The 18321-nt window shown below is 53.7% G+C and carries 18 protein-coding genes; 14 read left to right on the forward strand and 4 right to left on the reverse strand.

Annotated elements, in window-relative coordinates; translation table 11 throughout:
- The first annotated feature begins 25 nt into the window (after nucleotides 1–25).
- The 5 genes from FPZ45_RS00345 (at nucleotide 26) to FPZ45_RS00365 (ending at nucleotide 5321) form a co-directional block, all read left to right on the forward strand.
- On the forward strand, nucleotides 26–208 hold the full coding sequence (locus FPZ45_RS00345) for a hypothetical protein (protein ID WP_144697109.1): 183 nt from the start codon (nucleotides 26–28) through the stop codon (nucleotides 206–208).
- 586 nt (nucleotides 209–794) lie between these two features.
- On the forward strand, nucleotides 795–2075 hold the full coding sequence (hisS, locus tag FPZ45_RS00350) for a histidine--tRNA ligase (RefSeq protein ID WP_144697112.1): 1281 nt from the start codon (nucleotides 795–797) through the stop codon (nucleotides 2073–2075).
- A complete protein-coding gene (aspS, locus tag FPZ45_RS00355; RefSeq protein ID WP_144697115.1) occupies nucleotides 2072–3904 on the forward strand; it encodes an aspartate--tRNA ligase in 1833 nt (610 codons plus the stop codon). The genes hisS and aspS overlap by 4 nt, the downstream gene beginning before the upstream one ends.
- Nucleotides 3905–3922: 18 nt before the next feature.
- Nucleotides 3923–4681 (forward strand): tRNA threonylcarbamoyladenosine dehydratase, encoded by a 759-nt coding sequence (locus FPZ45_RS00360; RefSeq protein ID WP_144697118.1) that lies wholly within the window; start codon nucleotides 3923–3925, stop codon nucleotides 4679–4681.
- Complete coding sequence (locus FPZ45_RS00365) at nucleotides 4674–5321, forward strand: YdeI/OmpD-associated family protein (RefSeq protein WP_144697121.1); 648 nt, start codon at nucleotides 4674–4676, stop codon at nucleotides 5319–5321. Before FPZ45_RS00360 ends, FPZ45_RS00365 begins: the two co-directional genes overlap by 8 nt.
- 49 nt (nucleotides 5322–5370) lie before the next feature.
- On the opposite strand, the gene FPZ45_RS00370 is transcribed toward FPZ45_RS00365, so the two are convergent.
- Entirely contained in the window at nucleotides 5371–6027 is a 657-nt protein-coding gene (locus FPZ45_RS00370) for a DUF2642 domain-containing protein (RefSeq protein ID WP_144697124.1), read from the reverse strand.
- Nucleotides 6028–6480: 453 nt separating this feature from the next.
- Between FPZ45_RS00370 and FPZ45_RS00375 the strand changes: the two genes are divergently transcribed.
- From FPZ45_RS00375 to FPZ45_RS00390, 4 genes are all read left to right on the forward strand, one after another.
- Complete coding sequence (locus FPZ45_RS00375; RefSeq protein WP_144697127.1) at nucleotides 6481–6849, forward strand: hypothetical protein; 369 nt, start codon at nucleotides 6481–6483, stop codon at nucleotides 6847–6849.
- A 7-nt stretch (nucleotides 6850–6856) separates the two neighbouring features.
- Entirely contained in the window at nucleotides 6857–7945 is a 1089-nt protein-coding gene (locus FPZ45_RS00380; RefSeq protein WP_246120263.1) for a CotH kinase family protein, read from the forward strand.
- A gap of 78 nt (nucleotides 7946–8023) precedes the next feature.
- Nucleotides 8024–9340 carry a replication-associated recombination protein A gene (locus tag FPZ45_RS00385; RefSeq protein WP_144697130.1) on the forward strand — a complete coding sequence of 439 codons (1317 nt, stop codon included), beginning with the start codon at nucleotides 8024–8026 and terminating at the stop codon, nucleotides 9338–9340.
- 251 nt (nucleotides 9341–9591) lie between these two features.
- Entirely contained in the window at nucleotides 9592–10932 is a 1341-nt protein-coding gene (locus FPZ45_RS00390; protein WP_144697134.1) for a hemolysin family protein, read from the forward strand.
- A gap of 194 nt (nucleotides 10933–11126) precedes the next feature.
- On the opposite strand, the gene FPZ45_RS25885 is transcribed toward FPZ45_RS00390, so the two are convergent.
- The 3 genes from FPZ45_RS25885 to FPZ45_RS00400 form a co-directional block, all read right to left on the reverse strand.
- Complete coding sequence (locus tag FPZ45_RS25885; protein WP_281284867.1) at nucleotides 11127–11249, reverse strand: hypothetical protein; 123 nt, start codon at nucleotides 11247–11249, stop codon at nucleotides 11127–11129.
- 99 nt (nucleotides 11250–11348) lie between these two features.
- Nucleotides 11349–12506, reverse strand: a complete 1158-nt coding sequence (locus FPZ45_RS00395) for an MFS transporter (protein ID WP_144697138.1) — start codon at nucleotides 12504–12506, stop codon at nucleotides 11349–11351.
- Complete coding sequence (locus tag FPZ45_RS00400) at nucleotides 12503–13825, reverse strand: multi antimicrobial extrusion protein MatE (protein ID WP_144697141.1); 1323 nt, start codon at nucleotides 13823–13825, stop codon at nucleotides 12503–12505. The genes FPZ45_RS00395 and FPZ45_RS00400 overlap by 4 nt, the downstream gene beginning before the upstream one ends.
- 190 nt (nucleotides 13826–14015) lie before the next feature.
- On the opposite strand from FPZ45_RS00400, the gene FPZ45_RS00405 reads away from it, so the two are divergent.
- The 5 genes from FPZ45_RS00405 (at nucleotide 14016) to deoC (ending at nucleotide 18286) form a co-directional block, all read left to right on the forward strand.
- The gene (locus FPZ45_RS00405) at nucleotides 14016–14357 is read left to right on the forward strand and encodes a hypothetical protein (RefSeq protein ID WP_144697144.1); all 342 of its coding nucleotides are present in this window, start codon (nucleotides 14016–14018) and stop codon (nucleotides 14355–14357) included.
- Between the two features lie 23 nt (nucleotides 14358–14380).
- Complete coding sequence (locus FPZ45_RS00410; protein ID WP_144697147.1) at nucleotides 14381–15460, forward strand: tetraprenyl-beta-curcumene synthase family protein; 1080 nt, start codon at nucleotides 14381–14383, stop codon at nucleotides 15458–15460.
- Nucleotides 15461–15494: 34 nt separating this feature from the next.
- Complete coding sequence (pfkA, locus tag FPZ45_RS00415; protein WP_144697151.1) at nucleotides 15495–16463, forward strand: 6-phosphofructokinase; 969 nt, start codon at nucleotides 15495–15497, stop codon at nucleotides 16461–16463.
- 186 nt (nucleotides 16464–16649) lie between these two features.
- Nucleotides 16650–17597 carry a DNA-binding transcriptional repressor DeoR gene (locus tag FPZ45_RS00420; protein WP_144697154.1) on the forward strand — a complete coding sequence of 316 codons (948 nt, stop codon included), beginning with the start codon at nucleotides 16650–16652 and terminating at the stop codon, nucleotides 17595–17597.
- Between the two features lie 17 nt (nucleotides 17598–17614).
- A complete protein-coding gene (gene deoC, locus FPZ45_RS00425; RefSeq protein ID WP_144698302.1) occupies nucleotides 17615–18286 on the forward strand; it encodes a deoxyribose-phosphate aldolase in 672 nt (223 codons plus the stop codon).
- Nucleotides 18287–18321: the final 35 nt, after the last annotated feature.

Here is an 18321-nt window from a genome sequence, read left to right on the forward strand (position 1 = left end):
GTGTGAAAAGGCGGGAGATGGCGACATGAGACAATCGCGCAAAGAAAAAACGACGGAATGGTTAATGCGGGAAGGTTTAATGCCGGAACGCCGTGAAGCGATGGCGTTATCCGATCGGATCGGCATGGAACTAGGCGGCGATCTGGGCGCCGGACCGGCTGCGGGCGGGGCTAATGGCAGACGCCATTCTCCTGGCGGCCGGGGATAAGCGATTGTCTGATTTTCGCCATTGTTCGACAGGAATCGCTGAGAATCCGCTTTCTATTTTGTAATGAAACTGTAATCTGATTTACACGATCGTTTAAACTTAATCGACTAATCTATAGACGACCCCCTTTTTCAATATATACAATCATTGAACCTGTCGACGTTGACAGGTTATTTTCTTTCTAGCGGCTTTTTGACAAGCGGTTGCTTGACAGGCCTTCGGCAACAGACTACAATAAATAACAATTGAATTTGCCTTAGATTCGATGACGGGAGCAGTACTCCGGCCCCACGCCCACAGAGAGGAAAGCCTTTAGGCTGCAAGCTTTCCGGCGATGAACGGACGAACGACACCTCCGAGAACCCGATGTGAACTTTTCCGGCTGGCGATGCCGACGGAATCAGTAGCATTGCGGCGCGGCCGAGCGTTAACCGGTTTAAGAGCAAGCCGAGGACCGGAAGGGAACGGCTTGAATGACGGGTGGCACCGCGGGAGCATATCAAGCACGCTCTCGTCCCTGACGATCGTTACGATCGTTACGTGGACGAGGGCTTTTTTAATGGGTTGAAAAAGGAGTGAAACGACAATGAGTTTTCAGAAACCTCCAGGGACGCAGGACATTATGCCCGGCAGCACCGAGTTGTGGCAATACGTAGAGAATACGGCTCGCGATATCTGCCGCCGCTACGGATTCGGAGAAATCCGCACGCCGATCTTCGAAGCAACGGAATTGTTCAAGCGGGGAGTCGGAGAAACGACGGACATCGTCGAGAAAGAAATGTATACGTTCGAAGACCGCGGCAAGCGCAGCATGACACTGCGTCCGGAAGGAACCGCGGGCGTTGTCCGCTCGTACGTGGAAAACAAGCTTTACGGAGAGCCGGACGTCTCCAAGCTTTACTACATTGGACCTATGTTCCGCTATGAGCGCGCGCAGGCGGGAAGATACCGGCAGTTTCACCAATTTGGCGTGGAGGCGATCGGTTCGGTCGACCCGGCTTTGGACGCGGAGATTATTGCTCTAGGCTACGGCTTCTATCGCGAGCTTGGGCTTCAAGGCGTCACGGTGGACTTGAATTCCGTGGGCACGCCTGCTGTGAGGGCTGCTTTCCGCGAGAAGCTGCTTGCTTATCTGGAGCCGATGCGGGATAGCTTATGCGACGACTGCAAATCGCGGATGGCACGTAATCCGCTCAGGGTGCTCGATTGTAAAGTCGATCAAGACAAATTCACGAATGCTCCATCTATTATCGACAGTTTGGACGAGGAATGCGAAGCGCATTTCGCGCGGGTTCGCGAGTGCTTGGACGAGATGGGCATTCCGTATAACCTGAATTCGCGTCTCGTGCGGGGCCTCGACTATTACACGCATACGGCGTTCGAATACAAGGCTCAAGGCATCGGCGCGATCGATACGATCGGCGGAGGCGGGCGGTATAACGGACTCGTGGCCGAGATCGGCGGGGACGACAAGCCGGGAGTCGGGTTCGGGCTCGGCTTGGAAAGAACGCTGCTGCTGTTGGAAAGTCAAGGAATCAAGCCCGATCTGGCAGCTCAGGCCGACGTCTACGTCGTCACGTTGGGCGAACGTGCGGAGAAAGCGGCGTCTGCTCTTCTGCAGCGTCTGCGCGTTGCGGGAATCGCCGCCGAGCGGGACTACCTCGGGCGCAAGACGAAAGCGCAGTTCAAAGCGGCAGAACGCAGCGGGGCCAGCTTCGCTGCGGTGCTCGGCGACGATGAGCTAGATCGCGGGGAAATCTCTTTGCGGTCCGTGACGGGCGGAGATCAGCAGGCCGTCAAGCTGGAAGATCTGGCGAATACGATCAAAAATAAGCTAAAAAGCGAAAAGGGGAATAACCACTCATGATGCTCAAAACGAACGATTGCGGTACACTCACGAAGGAACAGGTCGGCCAGACGGTCGTGCTTAACGGATGGGTACAAGGCTGGCGCGATTTCGGCGGCCTGCTCTTCATCGACCTTCGCGACCGCTCGGGAATCGTGCAGATCGTCTTTAATCCGGAAATCTCGAAGCAGGCGCTTGAATTTGGCAGCCGCGCTCGCAACGAATACGTGCTTGCCGTCCAAGGCAAAATCGTCGAACGCGATCCGGAGACGTTTAACCCTAACCTGGCAACTGGCGAGATTGAAATCCAGGTTCAAGAAGTGGAGATTATCAACGCGGCGAAGACGCCTCCGTTCCCGATCGAAGACGGCGTTGAAGTCGATGAATCGCTCCGCTTGAAATACCGTTATCTGGACTTGCGCCGTCCGGAGATGCAGAAGACGCTTCTGCTTCGTTCCAAAGCGACCAAAGTATTCCGTGATTTCCTGGACGATAACGGCTTTATCGACGTCGAAACGCCGATCCTGACCAAGAGCACGCCGGAGGGCGCGCGCGATTACCTCGTACCGAGCCGGGTTCATCCGGGCGAGTTCTTCGCGTTGCCGCAGTCTCCGCAGCTGTTCAAGCAATTGCTGATGGTCGGCGGCTTGGAGCGCTACTACCAAGTAGCTCGCTGTTTCCGCGATGAAGACCTTCGCGCGGACCGTCAACCGGAATTTACGCAAGTCGATATCGAGACATCGTTCTTGTCCCAAGAGCAACTGCTCGGCATGATGGAGCAACTGATGGCTCGTTTATTCCGCGAGACGATCGGCGTCGAGATTCCGACTCCGTTCCAGCGTCTGACGTACCATGACGCGATTCATAAATACGGATCCGACAAGCCGGATCTGCGCTTCGGCCTGGAGATCGAAGACGTAACCGATATCGTCAAGGGCAGCGACGTGAAAGTATTCGCGTCGGTAGCCGCTTCAGGCGGCGTCGTGAAAGCTCTGAACGCCAAAGGCTGCGCAAGCTGGAGCCGCAAGGAGCTCGACGATCTCCAACCGTTCGCGGCTCGTTACGGCGGTAAAGGCATCGCTTGGATTACGGTGAAGGATGGCGAATGGCGCGGTCCGATCGTCAAATTCTTCAAGCCGGAAGAGATCGCCGCGCTGACGGAACGTCTGAACGTCGAAGAAGGCGACTTGCTGACCTTCTCCGCCGATAAGCTGAAGACGGCTGCGGACGTAATGGGCAATCTGCGTCTGAAGGTCGGCAAAGAGCTGGGACTGATCGACAATAAAGCGTACAAATTCCTGTGGGTCGTCGACTTCCCGTTGCTTGGCTGGGACGAAGAAGCGAAGCGCTTCGTCGCCGAGCACCATCCGTTCACCCGCCCAAGAGACGAGGATCTGCCGTTGTTCGACAGCGATCCGGGCGCGATCCGCGCGCAAGCGTACGATATCGTGCTGAACGGTTATGAAGTCGGCGGAGGCTCCATGCGGATCTATCGCCGTGAAGTGCAAGAGAAAATGTTCCAGGCGCTCGGCTTCTCGCCTGAGGAAGCGAAAGAGAAATTCGGCTTCTTCCTCGACGCGTTCGAATACGGCACGCCTCCGCATGGCGGCATCGCATTCGGTCTGGACCGGTTGATCATGCTGCTGACAGGTCGCACGAACTTGCGCGAAACGATCGCGTTCCCGAAAACCGCTAGCGCTACGGACTTGTTGACTGACGCTCCGTCTTCTGTCGAGGAACGGCAATTGGAAGATCTGCATATTCGTTTGTCCGCGAAAGCGGCTGCGGCACTGGCGAAGAACGAGGCTGACGCCTCCGCGGAAGCTGCTGAGCCGGCCGTACAAGGCTAATAGAAGGGGAGAACGACGATGCTGCATCAATTCTCCAGAACGGAACTCGCGATCGGGCCGGAAGGACTGGAGCGTCTGAAAGGCGCTACCGTCGCCGTGCTTGGAATCGGCGGAGTCGGCGGGATTGCGGCCGAAGCGCTCGCCCGCTCCGGGATCGGCCGAATTATCCTGATCGACAAGGACGTCGTCGACATCACGAACATTAACCGTCAGGTCCATGCGTTGACGACTACGGTCGGGCAGCCTAAGGCGGAACTGATGAAGGAACGGATCAAGCTGATCAATCCGGAATGCGACGCGATCGCCCTGCGGATGTTCTATACGGAGGAAACGTACGAAGAATTGTTCAAGTTCCCTCTGGATTACGTGATCGACGCTTCGGATACGATCGTCTACAAGGTTCACCTCATCAAGCAATGCCTGGCTCGGGGCATTCCCGTCATCTCGAGCATGGGAGCGGCCAACAAGATGGATCCTAGCCGCTTCCAAGTCGCGGACATTTCGAAGACGACGGTCGACCCGATCGCTCGCGTCGTGCGCAGAAAGCTACGCGAAGCAGGGATCAAGAAAGGCGTCAAGGTCGTCTTCTCCACCGAGGAGCCAATTAAGCCGCGAGAAGACGTGACGCAGCGGATCGTGCCGGATACGGCGCCGGAGATCCGCAAAGCCCAGCAGCCGCCTTCCAGCAATGCGTTCGTACCGCCCGTGGCCGGATTGATCATGGTCAGCGTCGTATTCAAGGATTTGGTGGAAACAGTAGGTCAAAGCCGTGGATGAAGCGCTGATCAAGAAGCTTCGCGTCCCGCCGGCAGGCAAGATTGCCGTGATCGAAGCACCCGAAGGGTTTCTCGCTCGGATAGGTCAAGAAGAAGAAAAGCTTTATGCGTTCGGGAGCGAGTCCGGTTCATGCGATTACGTGCAATTGTTCGCCGAGAATGTCGCCGAGCTGGAGAAGTATGTGCCGGAGGCGCTGCGAGCGGTCAATAGGGACGGCATGTTATGGATTTGTTATCCGAAAGGAACGTCGAAGATCAAAACCGACTTGAATCGGGATAAAGGTTGGGCCTGCGTCAATAAAGCGGGTTGGGAGGGCATCGCCCTCGTATCGATCGACGATACGTGGTCGGCGATGCGGTTTCGGCCCGTCGAGGCAGTAGGCAAGTCGCGTCCGTCGCCTGAAGAGCGGCGCTCTTCGCGAACAGAGTCTGCCGAACCTCCGGAAGTGCCCGAAGATCTGCGCGCGGCGTTGCAGGAGAACGAGGCTGCGGAGTCCTTTTTCGCGAAGCTGGCGCCTTCCCACAAGAAGGAATATATTCGCTGGGTCCTAGATGCCAAAAGGCAAGAAACCCGGGATTCGCGGGTAAGGCAAACGATCGAGAAGCTGCGAGGCGGTTTGAAGCGGCCATCGGATAAATGAGATAAGGCTATTTCGGGTGCGTACCCGGAATAGCCTTTGTTTTTTTGACTCAAGGCCGATGAATCGTTTGGACATGATCAAGATGAGTAAAGGTATGGACGCTATCGGCTGTGACTAGCTCCAACAGGTTGTTTTGCACCGATGTCAGCAGGCCGACTTTTTCCGGGCGTTTTCCCAGATCCAGAACGACGAACTCGTTCTCGAACTTTTTTAATTGTTGATCGAACATACGCGCGAGCGGCGGCGCGGCCGAATGGATCGGATGAAGGTTTTGCTTGATCGCGTAAGGAATTTTGCGAGAATCGTAAGGAGAGAGTATTTTCAAATGCCGCATCGAAACGTAGAGCGACCTGAACGTGGACGAATGAAAGACGAAGAAGTCGTTCATGATGCTGGTTACGTAACCGTGAACCGTCTGATTGCCGGCGATATGAATCACGGAAAACACGCCTTTGGAATTCCATAACACTTTGCGGTAGGACAAGTTCTTCGCGGCATCGAGCGGAGGCTGGGAAGGCGCGGCGATAATCGCATGATGAGGTGGACAACTCGTCAAGAGTTCGACTTGAACAAGCGGAATGTATAGAAAAAGAGTTCCATCGAATATAACAAGCACATCGGGGCCAAGATCGACTAGTCGGCCTGTGATGGGAAGGGGAATTCCTGAAACGGTTATCGAAACGGCCTGGTTCAAATAATTATCCATCGTGCGGCGAATGCACCTCCATGGCGACTGCGGCTACGCTCGGCCCCGCCCAGAATGAGCTTTCTATGAATATATCTATGTGCACCTCTGGTACGGAGTAACGGTTGGTTGTCCGAGTAGGAAACAAATTCCGCGAAATGTAACAGGTATAAGCCTTTTTTTGAACGTAGTTCTGCACCTGTCTCTATCGACGGCGGATTCTCGCACATAGACTGTATGATCTTTATAGGGGAGGTGCACAATCATTGAGCATGCGGTTGCATAAGAAGAGTAAATGCGATCCCAAGCATCCCAGACACAGACGCAGAAGGCATAGGCGGCACGTTCGTCACTATCCTGTTCGCGAGCCGGATCGCGAGCCGGATCGCTACCCGGTTGCCGAACCTGTTACTACGTCGCCGGGTCCATATATCGATCCGTGGTGGGGTTGGCATTGGAGGGATCCCCGTTATAATGGGTACCCGGTTGGAACCGGCAGAACGGAGCCGGCCGAGAGACGCACGGATGGAGTCGGCAGGCGTTCCGGTTCGGCTGGCGGTCGATCCGGCGGTGCAGAGAGACGTTCCGGCGGGGTCCAGCAACCTGGTTGGGTCCAGCAACCCGGTTGGGTCCAACATCCTGGTTGGGTTCAGCGTCCCGGTTGGCCTAATCGGCCTGCGGGAGAAGCCGAAAGGCGTTCCGGTTATCATAGAAGCGGGCACGTTTGACCGATTCGTGCCAGGATGGGGTTTCCGCGCGGTTCCGCTGCTGGAAGCCCTTTTCTTGATGGCTTGCGGCATAGACGAATGCCGTTTCCGCGGATGCCCCGACGGAATACGATGATCATGACGTGACGACGATTGAAGAGGAAGGCGAACTCGGGATGCCTCTACCGGTAATAGCGCTTAGTATCAGCGATTCGGCGATGCGAGACTTGGACAAAAATCTGTGGAACGGCATATACGTGCCAGCGAAAATGAAGAACAATAGTAAAACTTCAGCGGTCTCGATCCGTTACCGGGGAGGCCATACGCGGGATTACCCGAAAAAGTCCTACGAGATCGTTCGCGATCGGAGGACCTTCCATTACAACGCGGAATTCGACGATCCTTCATTGATTCGCAACGCCCTTTCCTTAGCTTTCTTTCCGATGATCGGCGTGCCCGCTCCGCGAACGAAACACGTTCGCCTCTTCGTGAACGGGGAACCGAAAGGAGTGTATCTGGAAATCGAAGGTGTCGAGAGGGCTTTTTTTCGCAGAAGGAATCTCGGAATCTCATCTTTATTTTACGCGGTGAACAACCGGGCGGACTTCGGGTTAATTTCTTCGGAATCGAATAGACGCAAGCGTTCCTTGCTTGCCGGCTACGAATTCAGGCTCGGCGCGAGTTCGGAAAAGACGCGCTTGAAGTCTTTTATTAAAGGCTTAAACGTTCTTCGCGGGCCGAGCGGGGAAGCTTTCATCAGATCGCGGCTGGACGCGGACAATTACTTGCGATGGCTGGCCGGAGCCGCGCTGACGGGAAACTTCGACGGGTTTGAGCAAAATTACGCGATCTATCGAGGAGGTAAAAAGGGCAAATTCCGCATGATTCCTTGGGATTACGAAGGGACTTGGGGACGCGATTGTTACGGCAAAATCGTCGCAAGCGATCTAGTGCCGGTCTCGGGTTATAATGCTCTGACGCGCAGGCTGCTCGCGTATCCGATCGCTCGCAAGAAATATCGGTCCATTTTGCGGGAGGCGCTCGAAGGACCGTTCGCCGAGAAGCGGCTGATGCCGATCGTAGAGGACATGATGAACGGCATATCGCCCTACGTTCGCGAGGACCGGACACGCAAATGGACATATGGGGAATTTGCGCGGGAACCGCTGATCATCCATGATTACATTCGGGCAAGGCGAGCGATCGTAGCGAAGGAGCTCGGAAACCAATAGGGGAACGTCAGTTCTTATTCTCTTCCTGAACCGTGCGCTTTCTGGTATGATGGTAGGGAAGAAAGGCGGTTATCCCAAATGGATTTATTCAGCTTTCAAGCGGAATCGACGCCGCAAGCGCGGCTGCTTGCCGATCGAATGCGGCCGGAGACGCTGGAAGAATATATCGGACAGGAACATTTGATCGGACCTGGTAAAGTGCTTAGAAGGGCGATCGAAGGGGATGTCGTTTCCTCCATCCTTCTATTCGGCCCGCCGGGATGCGGAAAGACGACGCTTGCTCACATCATATCCAAACGCACCGAAGGTGACTTCGTTCGACTGAACGCCGTCGACGCTACGGTCAAAGACGTACGCGAAGTTATCGAGCAAGCCGATCGCAACAAGAGCATGTATGGACGCAAGACGATTCTGTTCTTGGACGAGGTTCATCGCTTTAATAGCGCGCGTCAAGACGCGCTGCTGCCCGCGGTCGAGCGGGGAACGATCGTCTTCATCGGAGCAACGACGGAGAACCCGTTCCATTCCGTGAATGGGGCGTTATTGTCGCGATCGACGCTGTTCCGGCTGGCTCCGCTGACGAAAGAGCATTCTTTACAGGCGATGAGGAGGGCGCTTTCCGACTCGGCCAAAGGACTCGGATTCATGAAGCTGCAAGTCGACGAAGACGCGCTCGACCACATCGCCTCCATGGCGAACGGAGATATTCGCCGCGCGCTGACGGCTTTGGAACTGGCTGCCGTCACGACGCCTTCGGAATTGGATGGAACGGTACGCGTGACGCTCGAGATCGCGGAGGAATCGATCCGCCAGCCGACGGTGCAAGCGGACGAATCGACGCAGTATGACGTGCTATCGGCTTTCCATAAGAGTATTAGAGGGTCCAGCGATGCGGCGCTCTTCTGGTTTCTGTACGCGGTGGAGAAGCTGGGCATGGATCCGATGGTGTTCCTGCGGCGCTTGACGGTCGCTTGCGGCGAAGATATCGGACTTGCGAACCCGCAAGCGATGGTGCAGGCGGTAAGCGCGATGGAAGCCTATCATCGCATCGGATGGCCGGAAGCGAAATACATCGTCGCCCAGGCGATTCTATTCGCCGTCGAAAGTCCGAAGTCCAACGCGATCGCGGTGACGATTGGGCGGATGATGGAAACGTTCGATGCGATCAAGTCCGCGGAAGTGCCGCTGCACTTAAGAGACGGGCATTACAGCGGCGCTGCCAAACTTGGGCACGTCGGTTATAAGTACCCGCATGACTACCCAGGTCATTACGTCGAACAGAATTATTACCCAGACAAGCTTTCCACCCGGGTCTTCTACGAAGCGACTGAGCAGGGGATGGAGGATAAGATCCGGCAGAACCAGCTTCGGCGCAGAAGAAAAAAGGAAAATTGAACCTATTTCGTTGGAAATCGGGATATCCGGCCTTTTCGTTCGAAAAACCGGCATAGGTGGCAGGCTCAAGCGAATAGAGATGGGTACTACGGCAGTTTACGAGGTCAACCGTCGTTTGACGGACCGTTGCAAACCGTCTAAGCTATAATAAAGTCGTATATCTATTTTCATATATGCGGCGAGTCTTTATTTTTCTTTAATTACAAAGGAGGTGTACCTGTCCTTCCGATATCGGTGAGGATAGGAATTATTTGGACGGCGACCCCTTTCCGTTAAGCGTGGATTTGGTCCTGATTTTTGTTTTAGTTTTTCTGAATGGGTTTTTCGTGGCGGCTGAATTCGCTATGGTGAAAGCGCGGGGCACGAAGATCGACAGCCTGGTGCAAGAAGGGCATAAGAAAGCGAAAGGCGCCTCCCATCTGATGGAGCACCTGGACTCCTACTTGTCCGCGTGTCAGCTCGGGATCACATTAACTTCTCTCGGCCTCGGCTGGATCGGTGAACCGGCGATAGCCAGAATGCTCGAACCGGTATTTCAGGCTCTCCACTTCAGCGATAAGATCGTTCATCCGCTTTCGTTCATTATCGGATTCGCCTTTATTACGGTGCTGCATATCGTACTCGGGGAATTGGCTCCGAAATCGGTTGCCATCCGCAAGGCGGAGACGGTGACGCTATGGGCGGCAACCCCGCTCATCTTATTCAGCAAGATCATGCGTCCCTTTATCTGGTTGCTGAACGGCACCGCCGGATTATTGCTCAAGCCTTTCGGCATCGATATCAAGGAGGATACTTCGTCCGCACATACGGAAGAAGAAATCCGGATCTTGGTGCAAGAGAGCCATAAGAGCGGATTGATCGACAACACCGAGCTTACGCTTATGGATAATATCTTTGATTTCGCGGAAACGAACGCGCGCGAGATCATGATTCCGAGAACGGAAATGATCTGCTTGTACGGCAATCTGTCGTTCCAGGAGAATAGAACGATCGCTCTTCGCGAGATGCACACGAGGTATCCGGTATGCGAGAAAGACAAGGACAATATTATCGGCTTCGTCCATATTAAAGATTTGCTTAAAGTGCCGGACAACGCGCTTCTGGACATCCGCGATCTGATTCGACCGATGACGACCGTGCCCGAAAGCATGCCGATCAGCGCGCTTCTGAAGCTTATGCAGAAGAAGAAATCGCAGATCGCCATTCTGATCGACGAGTACGGCGGAACTTCCGGACTTGTTACATTGGAAGATATCATGGAAGAGATCGTCGGCGAAATTCAGGACGAATTCGACGAGGAGCGTCCCGACGTGGAGGAACGCGATGAGAATACGTTCTCGATTAACGGCATGATGTTGATCGAGGAAGTGAACAGCTTCTTCGGATTGGATATTCCGACGGACGATTACGATACGATCGGGGGCTGGATGTATTCCCAGATCGAGAATCCGCCGAAGAAAAATCAATTCGTCGTTTCCGATAACGGCTTCCGATTTACGATCGAAGAAACCGATCACTTGCGGATTTCCCGAATTACCGTGAATCGCACGGATGACAAGACCGAGTGGGAACCGCAAGCCGAGACGGGTTAACGCATAGAGAAAACAGAGCTCCCGAAAGGGACTCGCTAACACAAAGAAACCGTTCTTTTCATAAATGGGTGGGTAGTGCCTCCATTTAGTAAAGAGCGGTTTTTTACGGTATATTATGAGTTTGTACATTCGATAATAATAGATGGCATGTATTTCCTGTATGAGCGAAGCGTTTGCCTTTACTTGATATCCGTTCAAACCCCGTCCGAGTGCACTGTAACGGTCTCGTAGACCGTTACATCCACCGAAACCCCGTCCGCGTGTTCTGTAATGGTCTGGCAGACCGTTACATCCGCCGAAACCCCGTCCGCGTGCACTGTAACGGTCTCGCAGACCGTTACATCCGCTGAAACCCCGTCCGCGTGTTCTGCAAGAGATAAATTAATCGACAGAAATTATCAGGTCAGCACCGTTTGTTAGTTTTCTCGCCGAAGGTTCGCGAGCCAAAAACCAACCGCACCAAGAAGGGCGAATACGGCTCCGATGCGGAATACGTAGGCGAGTCCGAACGAATCATATAACCAACCGCCTAACGTGCCCGCAATCAGTCCGGCCAATCCGGACCAGACGACGGCGAACACCGCTTGTCCAGACGAGCGGTATTCGTCTGGGATCAAGGCTTGCAGGCAACGCAGCGCCGTTATGTAGAAAATGGCGAAGGTGAGGGCGTGCAACATTTGCAGAGCGACCATCATCCAAGGCTCCGTAGCCATGCTGAGTAGCGATAAGCGAACGACGTACATCGAGCTGGCAATCGCAAGCAGAGGAAATTCGCGAAAACGATGGCCATACTTGGCAAGCAGAAAAAAGATCGGAATTTCGCTGACGGCCGAGGCCAACGAGGCATATCCGATGACGGAGTCGTCCGCCCCGATTTCCCTCATCGCCACGGATAGGAACCCTTCGTTCATCCGGTGCGCGGCGGATACGAACATAATCAAGCCGAAAAATACGAGCGTTTCCCGGCGGCGAAGAAGGGCGAACAGGCCTTTGAATTCGAATTTTCTCAGCGTTGCTTGATAATCCCCGATAAAGAAGGAGAAAATCAGCGATATCGAAATGACGCAGAGAATGATTGGTATCGTTAAGTTCGAGCCATACACCTTCAACACGTAACCGAAAATAACCGCGCAAATCGCATATCCGAGCGAGCCGTACATCCGAATGGAAGGGAAACTGATCTTCATACGTTCCGCCGCCAGCAGTGACACGCTGTCGAGCATCGAGTTATTCGGTGTTTGGAAGAAGTAAAAGAGCGCCATAATCCCCGCCATGATGGCGAACTCCTTTTGCGGCAACAACCAGGCAAGCGCGAGAATTTGCACCGCGTATAACACGTTAAGAATGCGAGGCAGATTTTTGGTGCGGTCGCTGAGTACGCCAACGGCGAGATTGGATATGATGGATAATAAAGGGCCGACGGAATAGATCGCTCCGATTTGCAGCTTAGAGAAACCTTTGCTCTCGAAATAAAGCGGAAAATAAGCGACGAGGAGCACCATAGAAGCATAGTTTGCGAACTGCAGCGTGCGCAGCACGAAGAGTTGGCCCCGCATCGAGTGGGTTGGATTCATGCTGGATTCTCCTGTTTTAAGATATTAATCGTTCGGTGGCTTCGGCGGAAGAGCCAATAAAGGAATAGCAATTCCGCGACGACTCCTCCGGATTGGGCGATCGACCCGAGCACGCCGTTCCACGATGGAAGCAGCAGGACGAGCAGGAAAACGGTCGCGGCGGTGAAGATCGCGTTGGAGATTTGGGAACCGAACATCAGCTTCGTTTCTCCGTGAGCCATGACGATCCCGTTTAACGTGTCGAGCCATGGGAAAACAAGCACGAACGGAAGAAAACCGCGCAACGCGTGAATACAGGAAGTGAGCAACTCGTCTTTGACTCCTAGAACGTGAGAGAACATCCAGCCTCCGATCGGGGTGAACGCTATCAGAGTCAGAAGCAACGGAGGGACAAAACCGAGCGTTAACGTGAACTTCCGCACGATCGCAGGATTCTTCTTCACGAAAAGCAGAGCGATCTGGTGGAAGTAGGTAAAGAAGCCAAGGACCAGGTTCATGAGGCTTCCGGCGACGGCAAAGGATGCGACGGCGAGCGTGCCTCTCTCGGTCGTGCCGAGTAAAGCGTTCAGAATGGGCAGCGTCCATACGACAACCAAGGACGAATAGAGCAGCGGGTTGTAAAAAGCAGCCACTTGTTTCGGTCGGATCGTCTCGCATTCTTCGTCTTTCTCCGGCATCTGCTTAAGCAGCCTGCTGGATTCCCACCAGCTCAGCAATGCTTCGATCATCATGCCGAAGACGAAGATGATGGTACCTTGGATCGCTCCGGTGACGCCGACGTGCAGGAAATACTGGGAAAGCAGAAACATAGCCCCCAAGCGAAATACCATCGCGATCGTTAACCAGCGCGTCTTCATTTTGTATATGATAACGCCTTGGTACAAACAGCGGATGCCCGAGAAGACGGAAAGGAACATGAGCGCAGCGTAAGCGTGGATCGCTTGCTGTTCTACGGCCGTGTCGGCTCCGTAAGCGCCTCCGAAAATCCAATGACCGACCGGAGTGTAGGCGATTAGACCGCCGAAGACGATGGAAGCGCCAAATACATAGAAGCTGACATGCCTGACAGCGCGAAAAGAAATCCGGTCCCTCACGAGCGCGGAGCAGGTTTGCCGGAACAATACCGCGGGTTTCTCGGTCACGGTTAGCAGACTCATGGCAAGCGCGTAACCCGCGAGAATGATCTCGGGATTGTCGGATCTGGCTAGCGTTCCGTTAATGATGATGTGAGACAGGTTGATCAGAAGAACGGAAATCCCCATCGGAATGAAAAACAGCAAAAGCCGTCTCAGCGAGACCGGCCCGTTATCGGTAGACATATGTTTCTCCTTGTGAGGGACGCGGACGGCTCCTCATGTCGAGTTAACTAGTATTATATCAGATAAAGGAGGAATTTCGGGGAACATTTTCACATAATAAAAGCTGGATTTCACCTATATGAAATGATAAATTAAAGAATGATGCTTTTAAAAACGGCGTATGAAAAAAGTTCAGGTGGTTACGATGCGAATGGCGCACGAAAGACAGTCGGACAGCCATTTCGTATTCAGCGAAAGGCTCGGCATAGAAATCCCTAGCCTGCAATGCGATTGGGACGAACTGGACTCGGGAAGCCAGACGGTTATTTTAACCAGATGGGAATTGATACGCGGGTCGATTCCGGATCGGATAATGGGTTTCGAAGCCGTTATCCGCGTCAAACAGCAACTGCTGTTCGAGGAGGACGATTTCACGCGTTCCTGCCTATTAAATGGGGAAATTGCCGATCTCGCAAGCCGGATCAACGATCTCAACATTTGGTTTCGGGCGCAACAGGAATTGAACGGCGATGCCAAACAACACGCCGGTTAGAGCAAAGCGGAGGACCCTAAGAAATGACAAACCATACGTTGCTAGCGGGCCGCTCACCACGCGGACCTTTTTCGTTAATGAAAAGAGTGTATAAATACATTTTGCCGGAAGTTCGCGCCGAGCTCGGCCGTTGGCGAGAGAAAGCCGATGGGATACCGGATGCAGAGCTTCGCAAGCAGGCGCTCGATAGCATGAATGCCAAGCAATTCCACTGCGAGGGAGGCGGCGTGTACGCGGCCGCGAATCTGGAGCAGCGGCATGTGCTGATTCCGCTGATCGTCGCATTGCAAACGATAAGCGATTATTTGGATAATCTGTGCGATCGCAGCACATCGCTGGACGCACGCGATTTTCGCTTGCTGCATCAAAGCATGCTGGACGCCGTCACGCCCGAGGCACAGCCAAGTAATTACTATGCTTTGAGAGAAGAACAGGATGACGGTGGTTATCTTCAGGCGCTCGTCTCGCAATGCCAAGCTTCGATAGCACTTCTGCCTTCCTACGGGAAAGTTCAGTCACACGTCGTCGAGCTGGTTCAATTGTATGCGGATCTGCAAGTCTACAAGCATATCGCCCACTCCCGCCGCGAAGCGGAATTGCTAGAATGGTGGAACAAGCATTCCGCCGGGTATCCGCAGTTGCAATGGAACGAATTTGCTGCAGCGACGGGGTCCACGCTAGGAATGTTCATGCTTTTTCTTGCGGCCACCGATCCGCGGCTAGATACGGAACAAGCGAAGGCGATTCGCGACCGTTATTTCCCGTCGATCTGCGGTTTGCATATTCTGCTTGATTATTTGATCGATCAGGCGGAGGACAGAGAAGGCGGAGATTTAAACTTCTGCAGCTATTACGACGACGAGCGAGCACTTAATGAACGCATGAGGCTGATGGTTCAAGCCGCGAGACAATCCGCCGACGAGCTGCCCTTCGGGCATTTTCACCGAATGATCGTGGAAGGTTTGGTCGCGTTGTACTTGTCCGATCCGAAGGTGAGGAAACAGCGGGACGTGCGGCAGACCGCCAAGCTTCTGATGAAGGGGAGCCCTTGGACTAGAGTGTTCTTCTGGCTGAACAGCCATTGGATAAGGAAGGCCATGTAAGTTACAGAGAATCAAACAGGGAGGAATTTTGGAGATGAGTGCAGTTAAGAAGATTGCCGTACTGACAAGCGGCGGGGATTCGCAAGGGATGAACGCGGCGGTAAGAGCCGTCGTCAGAAGCGCGCTATTTCGGGGGATTGAAGTATATGGCGTGCAGCGTGGTTACCAGGGCTTGCTTAACCGGGATTTAAGAGAAATGGATTTGCGCAGCGTAGGCGACATTATTCAGCGCGGCGGCACGATTCTGCAGACGGCCCGCTGTAAGGAGTTCGTAACGCCGGAAGGCCAACAACGCGGTGCGGACGTGCTGCGCGAGTATGGGATCGACGGCCTTGTCGTTATCGGGGGCGACGGTTCCTATCAAGGCGCGAATAAGCTAAGCAAGCTGGGAATCAAAACGATGGCCTTGCCGGGTACGATCGATAACGACATTCCGTTCACGGATTTTACGATCGGTTTCGATACGGCGGTTAGCATCGTCGTCGACGCGATCAATAAGCTTCGGGACACGATGACTTCCCACGAAAGATCGTCCGTCGTCGAGGTTATGGGGCGCCACTGCGGCGATATCGCTCTATATGCCGGTTTGGCGAGCGGAGCGGAAGCGATCCTTGTGCCTGAGGTTCCGTTTGATATTAAGGAGATCTCGCTTCGCATGAAGGACAACTTCCAGAAGGGCAAACGGCACGGCATCGTGGTTGTGGCCGAAGGCGTCGGATCGGGAGACGAAGTTGCCCGGGGCATTACCGAGTACAGCGGCATCGAACCTCGCGTTACCGTGCTAGGGCATATTCAACGGGGCGGAGCGCCAACCCATAACGATCGGATTCTGGCTAGCCAATTGGCGGATTACGCGGTGCAACGGCTCATGGAAGGCGATTCCGGCAAAGGGATTGGCCTTGTCAAAGGGGAATTCGTCGCGACGGATATCGAACAAGTCGTATCCACGAAAAAATCCTTTAACCTGGACTTATACAACTTGGCATTGCGCTTAGCCCAATAATCGCTTTTACGGGGCTGTCCCAGGGTCTGATGATCCGAGGGACGGCTCTTTTTTCATGTTCTGGTAAAATATTTTGCCCTAGCGTAGAACTCTTATATCCATTATAATAGCGGATGAGAGAACGGAATTTCATTCGTAATGAACAGAATTTCAAGAAAATAAGTCCTTGGAATGGTGTGAGTTTGGTTGGATAACGACAAAGTCAAAAAAGTAGTCGAGGCAGCCAAGTTATATTACGAGTTGGACTACAGCCAGAATCAAATCGCGGATACGCTTGGGGTATCCCGACCGACCGTTTCCCGTCTTCTACAGCAAGCTAAATCGGAAGGCATCGTCACGATCGAGATCAAGGATCCGACGGAGGATGTCGAAGTTCTAAGAGGTTTGCTGAAAGAGAGATTCCAGTTGAAGAACGTTGTGGTCGCTTTTACTCCGACTTATGAAGAAAGCGTCGTCAAAAGGTATATCGGCCAAGCGGCGGCGGCTTTTATCGCGGAGCTTGTCAAAGACGGCGACACGATCGGGGCGTCGTGGGGATCGACGATGTATCAAGTTGCCCTGCATCTGAAAGGGAGGTCTTTGAATAATTCCTTCGTGGTGCAATTGAATGGAGGGGTCAGCGATGCCGACATCCGGATATCTCCGTCGGAGATCGTTCATCGGATAGGCAAAGCTTTTAACGTGACACCTTACTTCATGTATTTGCCCGCAATTGTAGATCATATTCTCGTGAAGCAGGCGATGCTTACGGATCGCCACATTCGCAGGGTCATGGATATGGGACTTCAAGCGAATATCGCCGTTTTTACGGCGGGGTCGCCGACACCGGATTCCGTCCTGCTGAATTCAAGCTATTTGCGCAATGAAGAATTGGAGATCATAAGAACGAAGGCTGTCGGCGACATTTGCTCGAGATATTACGATTCCGACGGCGAAATCTGTCTTCCAAGCCTGAACGAACGCACGGTGGGCATCGAACTCGCGGACTTGCGCTCCAAGGAACATTCGATCCTGGTCGCAGGAGGCGCTTCTAAAGTAAACGCTATCTTGGGCGCTCTGCGGGGAAATTACGTTAATACGTTGGTTACGGATCAGATTACGGCTAGATCATTGCTCAACAAAACACAAGCATAGGAGAAATGACAACGATGATGACGCCTGAACAAATCGCGCAACGAATCGACCATACTTTGCTGGCAGCCGTTAGCACGAAGAACGATATCGTAAAATTATGCGAAGAAGCGAAGCAATACGGCTTTGCGACGGTCTGCGTGAATCCGTATTGGGTGCCGCTGGCAGTTCGCGAACTTGCCGGCAGCAGCGTAGGCATAACGACGGTAATCGGCTTCCCACTCGGCGCGAGCCGGACGGAGACGAAAGTCGCGGAAGCGCGGGATGCCATTCAAGCCGGCGCGACCGAGATCGATATGGTCTTGAATATCGGAGCGTTGAAATCGGGCGATTCGGAAGCCGCAAAACGCGACATCGCCGAAGTTGTTGCCGCTTGCAAAGGCAAGGCGCCGGTAAAAGTCATTATCGAAACGTGTTATTTAACGGACGACGAGAAACGCCAAGCTTCTCTGCTTTGCAAGGAAGCGGAAGCCGATTTCGTCAAGACGTCGACGGGATTCGGCACGGGCGGAGCGACCGTCGAGGACATCGCGCTCATCCGCAGCGTAGTTGGACCCGATATGGGCATTAAAGCTTCGGGAGGCGTTCGTAATCTCGAAGTGGCTGAGAAGCTCATTGAAGCAGGGGCAACCAGGCTCGGGGCAAGCTCATCGATCGCTATCGTCACGGGCGGAAATGCCCAAGGCTATTAAAAGTATATCTGGACAAGTCAAGGAGGGCACCGAGC

Source organism: Cohnella terricola (assembly GCF_007786475.1).
Lineage (GTDB): Bacteria > Bacillota > Bacilli > Paenibacillales > Paenibacillaceae > Cohnella > Cohnella terricola.

Coding starts and splice junctions, on each gene's coding strand:
- FPZ45_RS00345 (WP_144697109.1), top strand. CDS start 26: ATGAGACAATCGCGCAAAGAAAAAACGACGGAATGGTTAATGCGGGAA.
- hisS (WP_144697112.1), top strand. CDS start 795: ATGAGTTTTCAGAAACCTCCAGGGACGCAGGACATTATGCCCGGCAGC.
- aspS (WP_144697115.1), top strand. CDS start 2,072: ATGATGCTCAAAACGAACGATTGCGGTACACTCACGAAGGAACAGGTC.
- FPZ45_RS00360 (WP_144697118.1), top strand. CDS start 3,923: ATGCTGCATCAATTCTCCAGAACGGAACTCGCGATCGGGCCGGAAGGA.
- FPZ45_RS00370 (WP_144697124.1), bottom strand. CDS start 6,027: ATGGATAATTATTTGAACCAGGCCGTTTCGATAACCGTTTCAGGAATT.
- FPZ45_RS00375 (WP_144697127.1), top strand. CDS start 6,481: ATGGGTACCCGGTTGGAACCGGCAGAACGGAGCCGGCCGAGAGACGCA.
- FPZ45_RS00385 (WP_144697130.1), top strand. CDS start 8,024: ATGGATTTATTCAGCTTTCAAGCGGAATCGACGCCGCAAGCGCGGCTG.
- FPZ45_RS00395 (WP_144697138.1), bottom strand. CDS start 12,506: ATGAATCCAACCCACTCGATGCGGGGCCAACTCTTCGTGCTGCGCACG.
- FPZ45_RS00400 (WP_144697141.1), bottom strand. CDS start 13,825: ATGTCTACCGATAACGGGCCGGTCTCGCTGAGACGGCTTTTGCTGTTT.
- FPZ45_RS00405 (WP_144697144.1), top strand. CDS start 14,016: ATGGCGCACGAAAGACAGTCGGACAGCCATTTCGTATTCAGCGAAAGG.
- FPZ45_RS00410 (WP_144697147.1), top strand. CDS start 14,381: ATGACAAACCATACGTTGCTAGCGGGCCGCTCACCACGCGGACCTTTT.
- pfkA (WP_144697151.1), top strand. CDS start 15,495: ATGAGTGCAGTTAAGAAGATTGCCGTACTGACAAGCGGCGGGGATTCG.
- deoC (WP_144698302.1), top strand. CDS start 17,615: ATGACGCCTGAACAAATCGCGCAACGAATCGACCATACTTTGCTGGCA.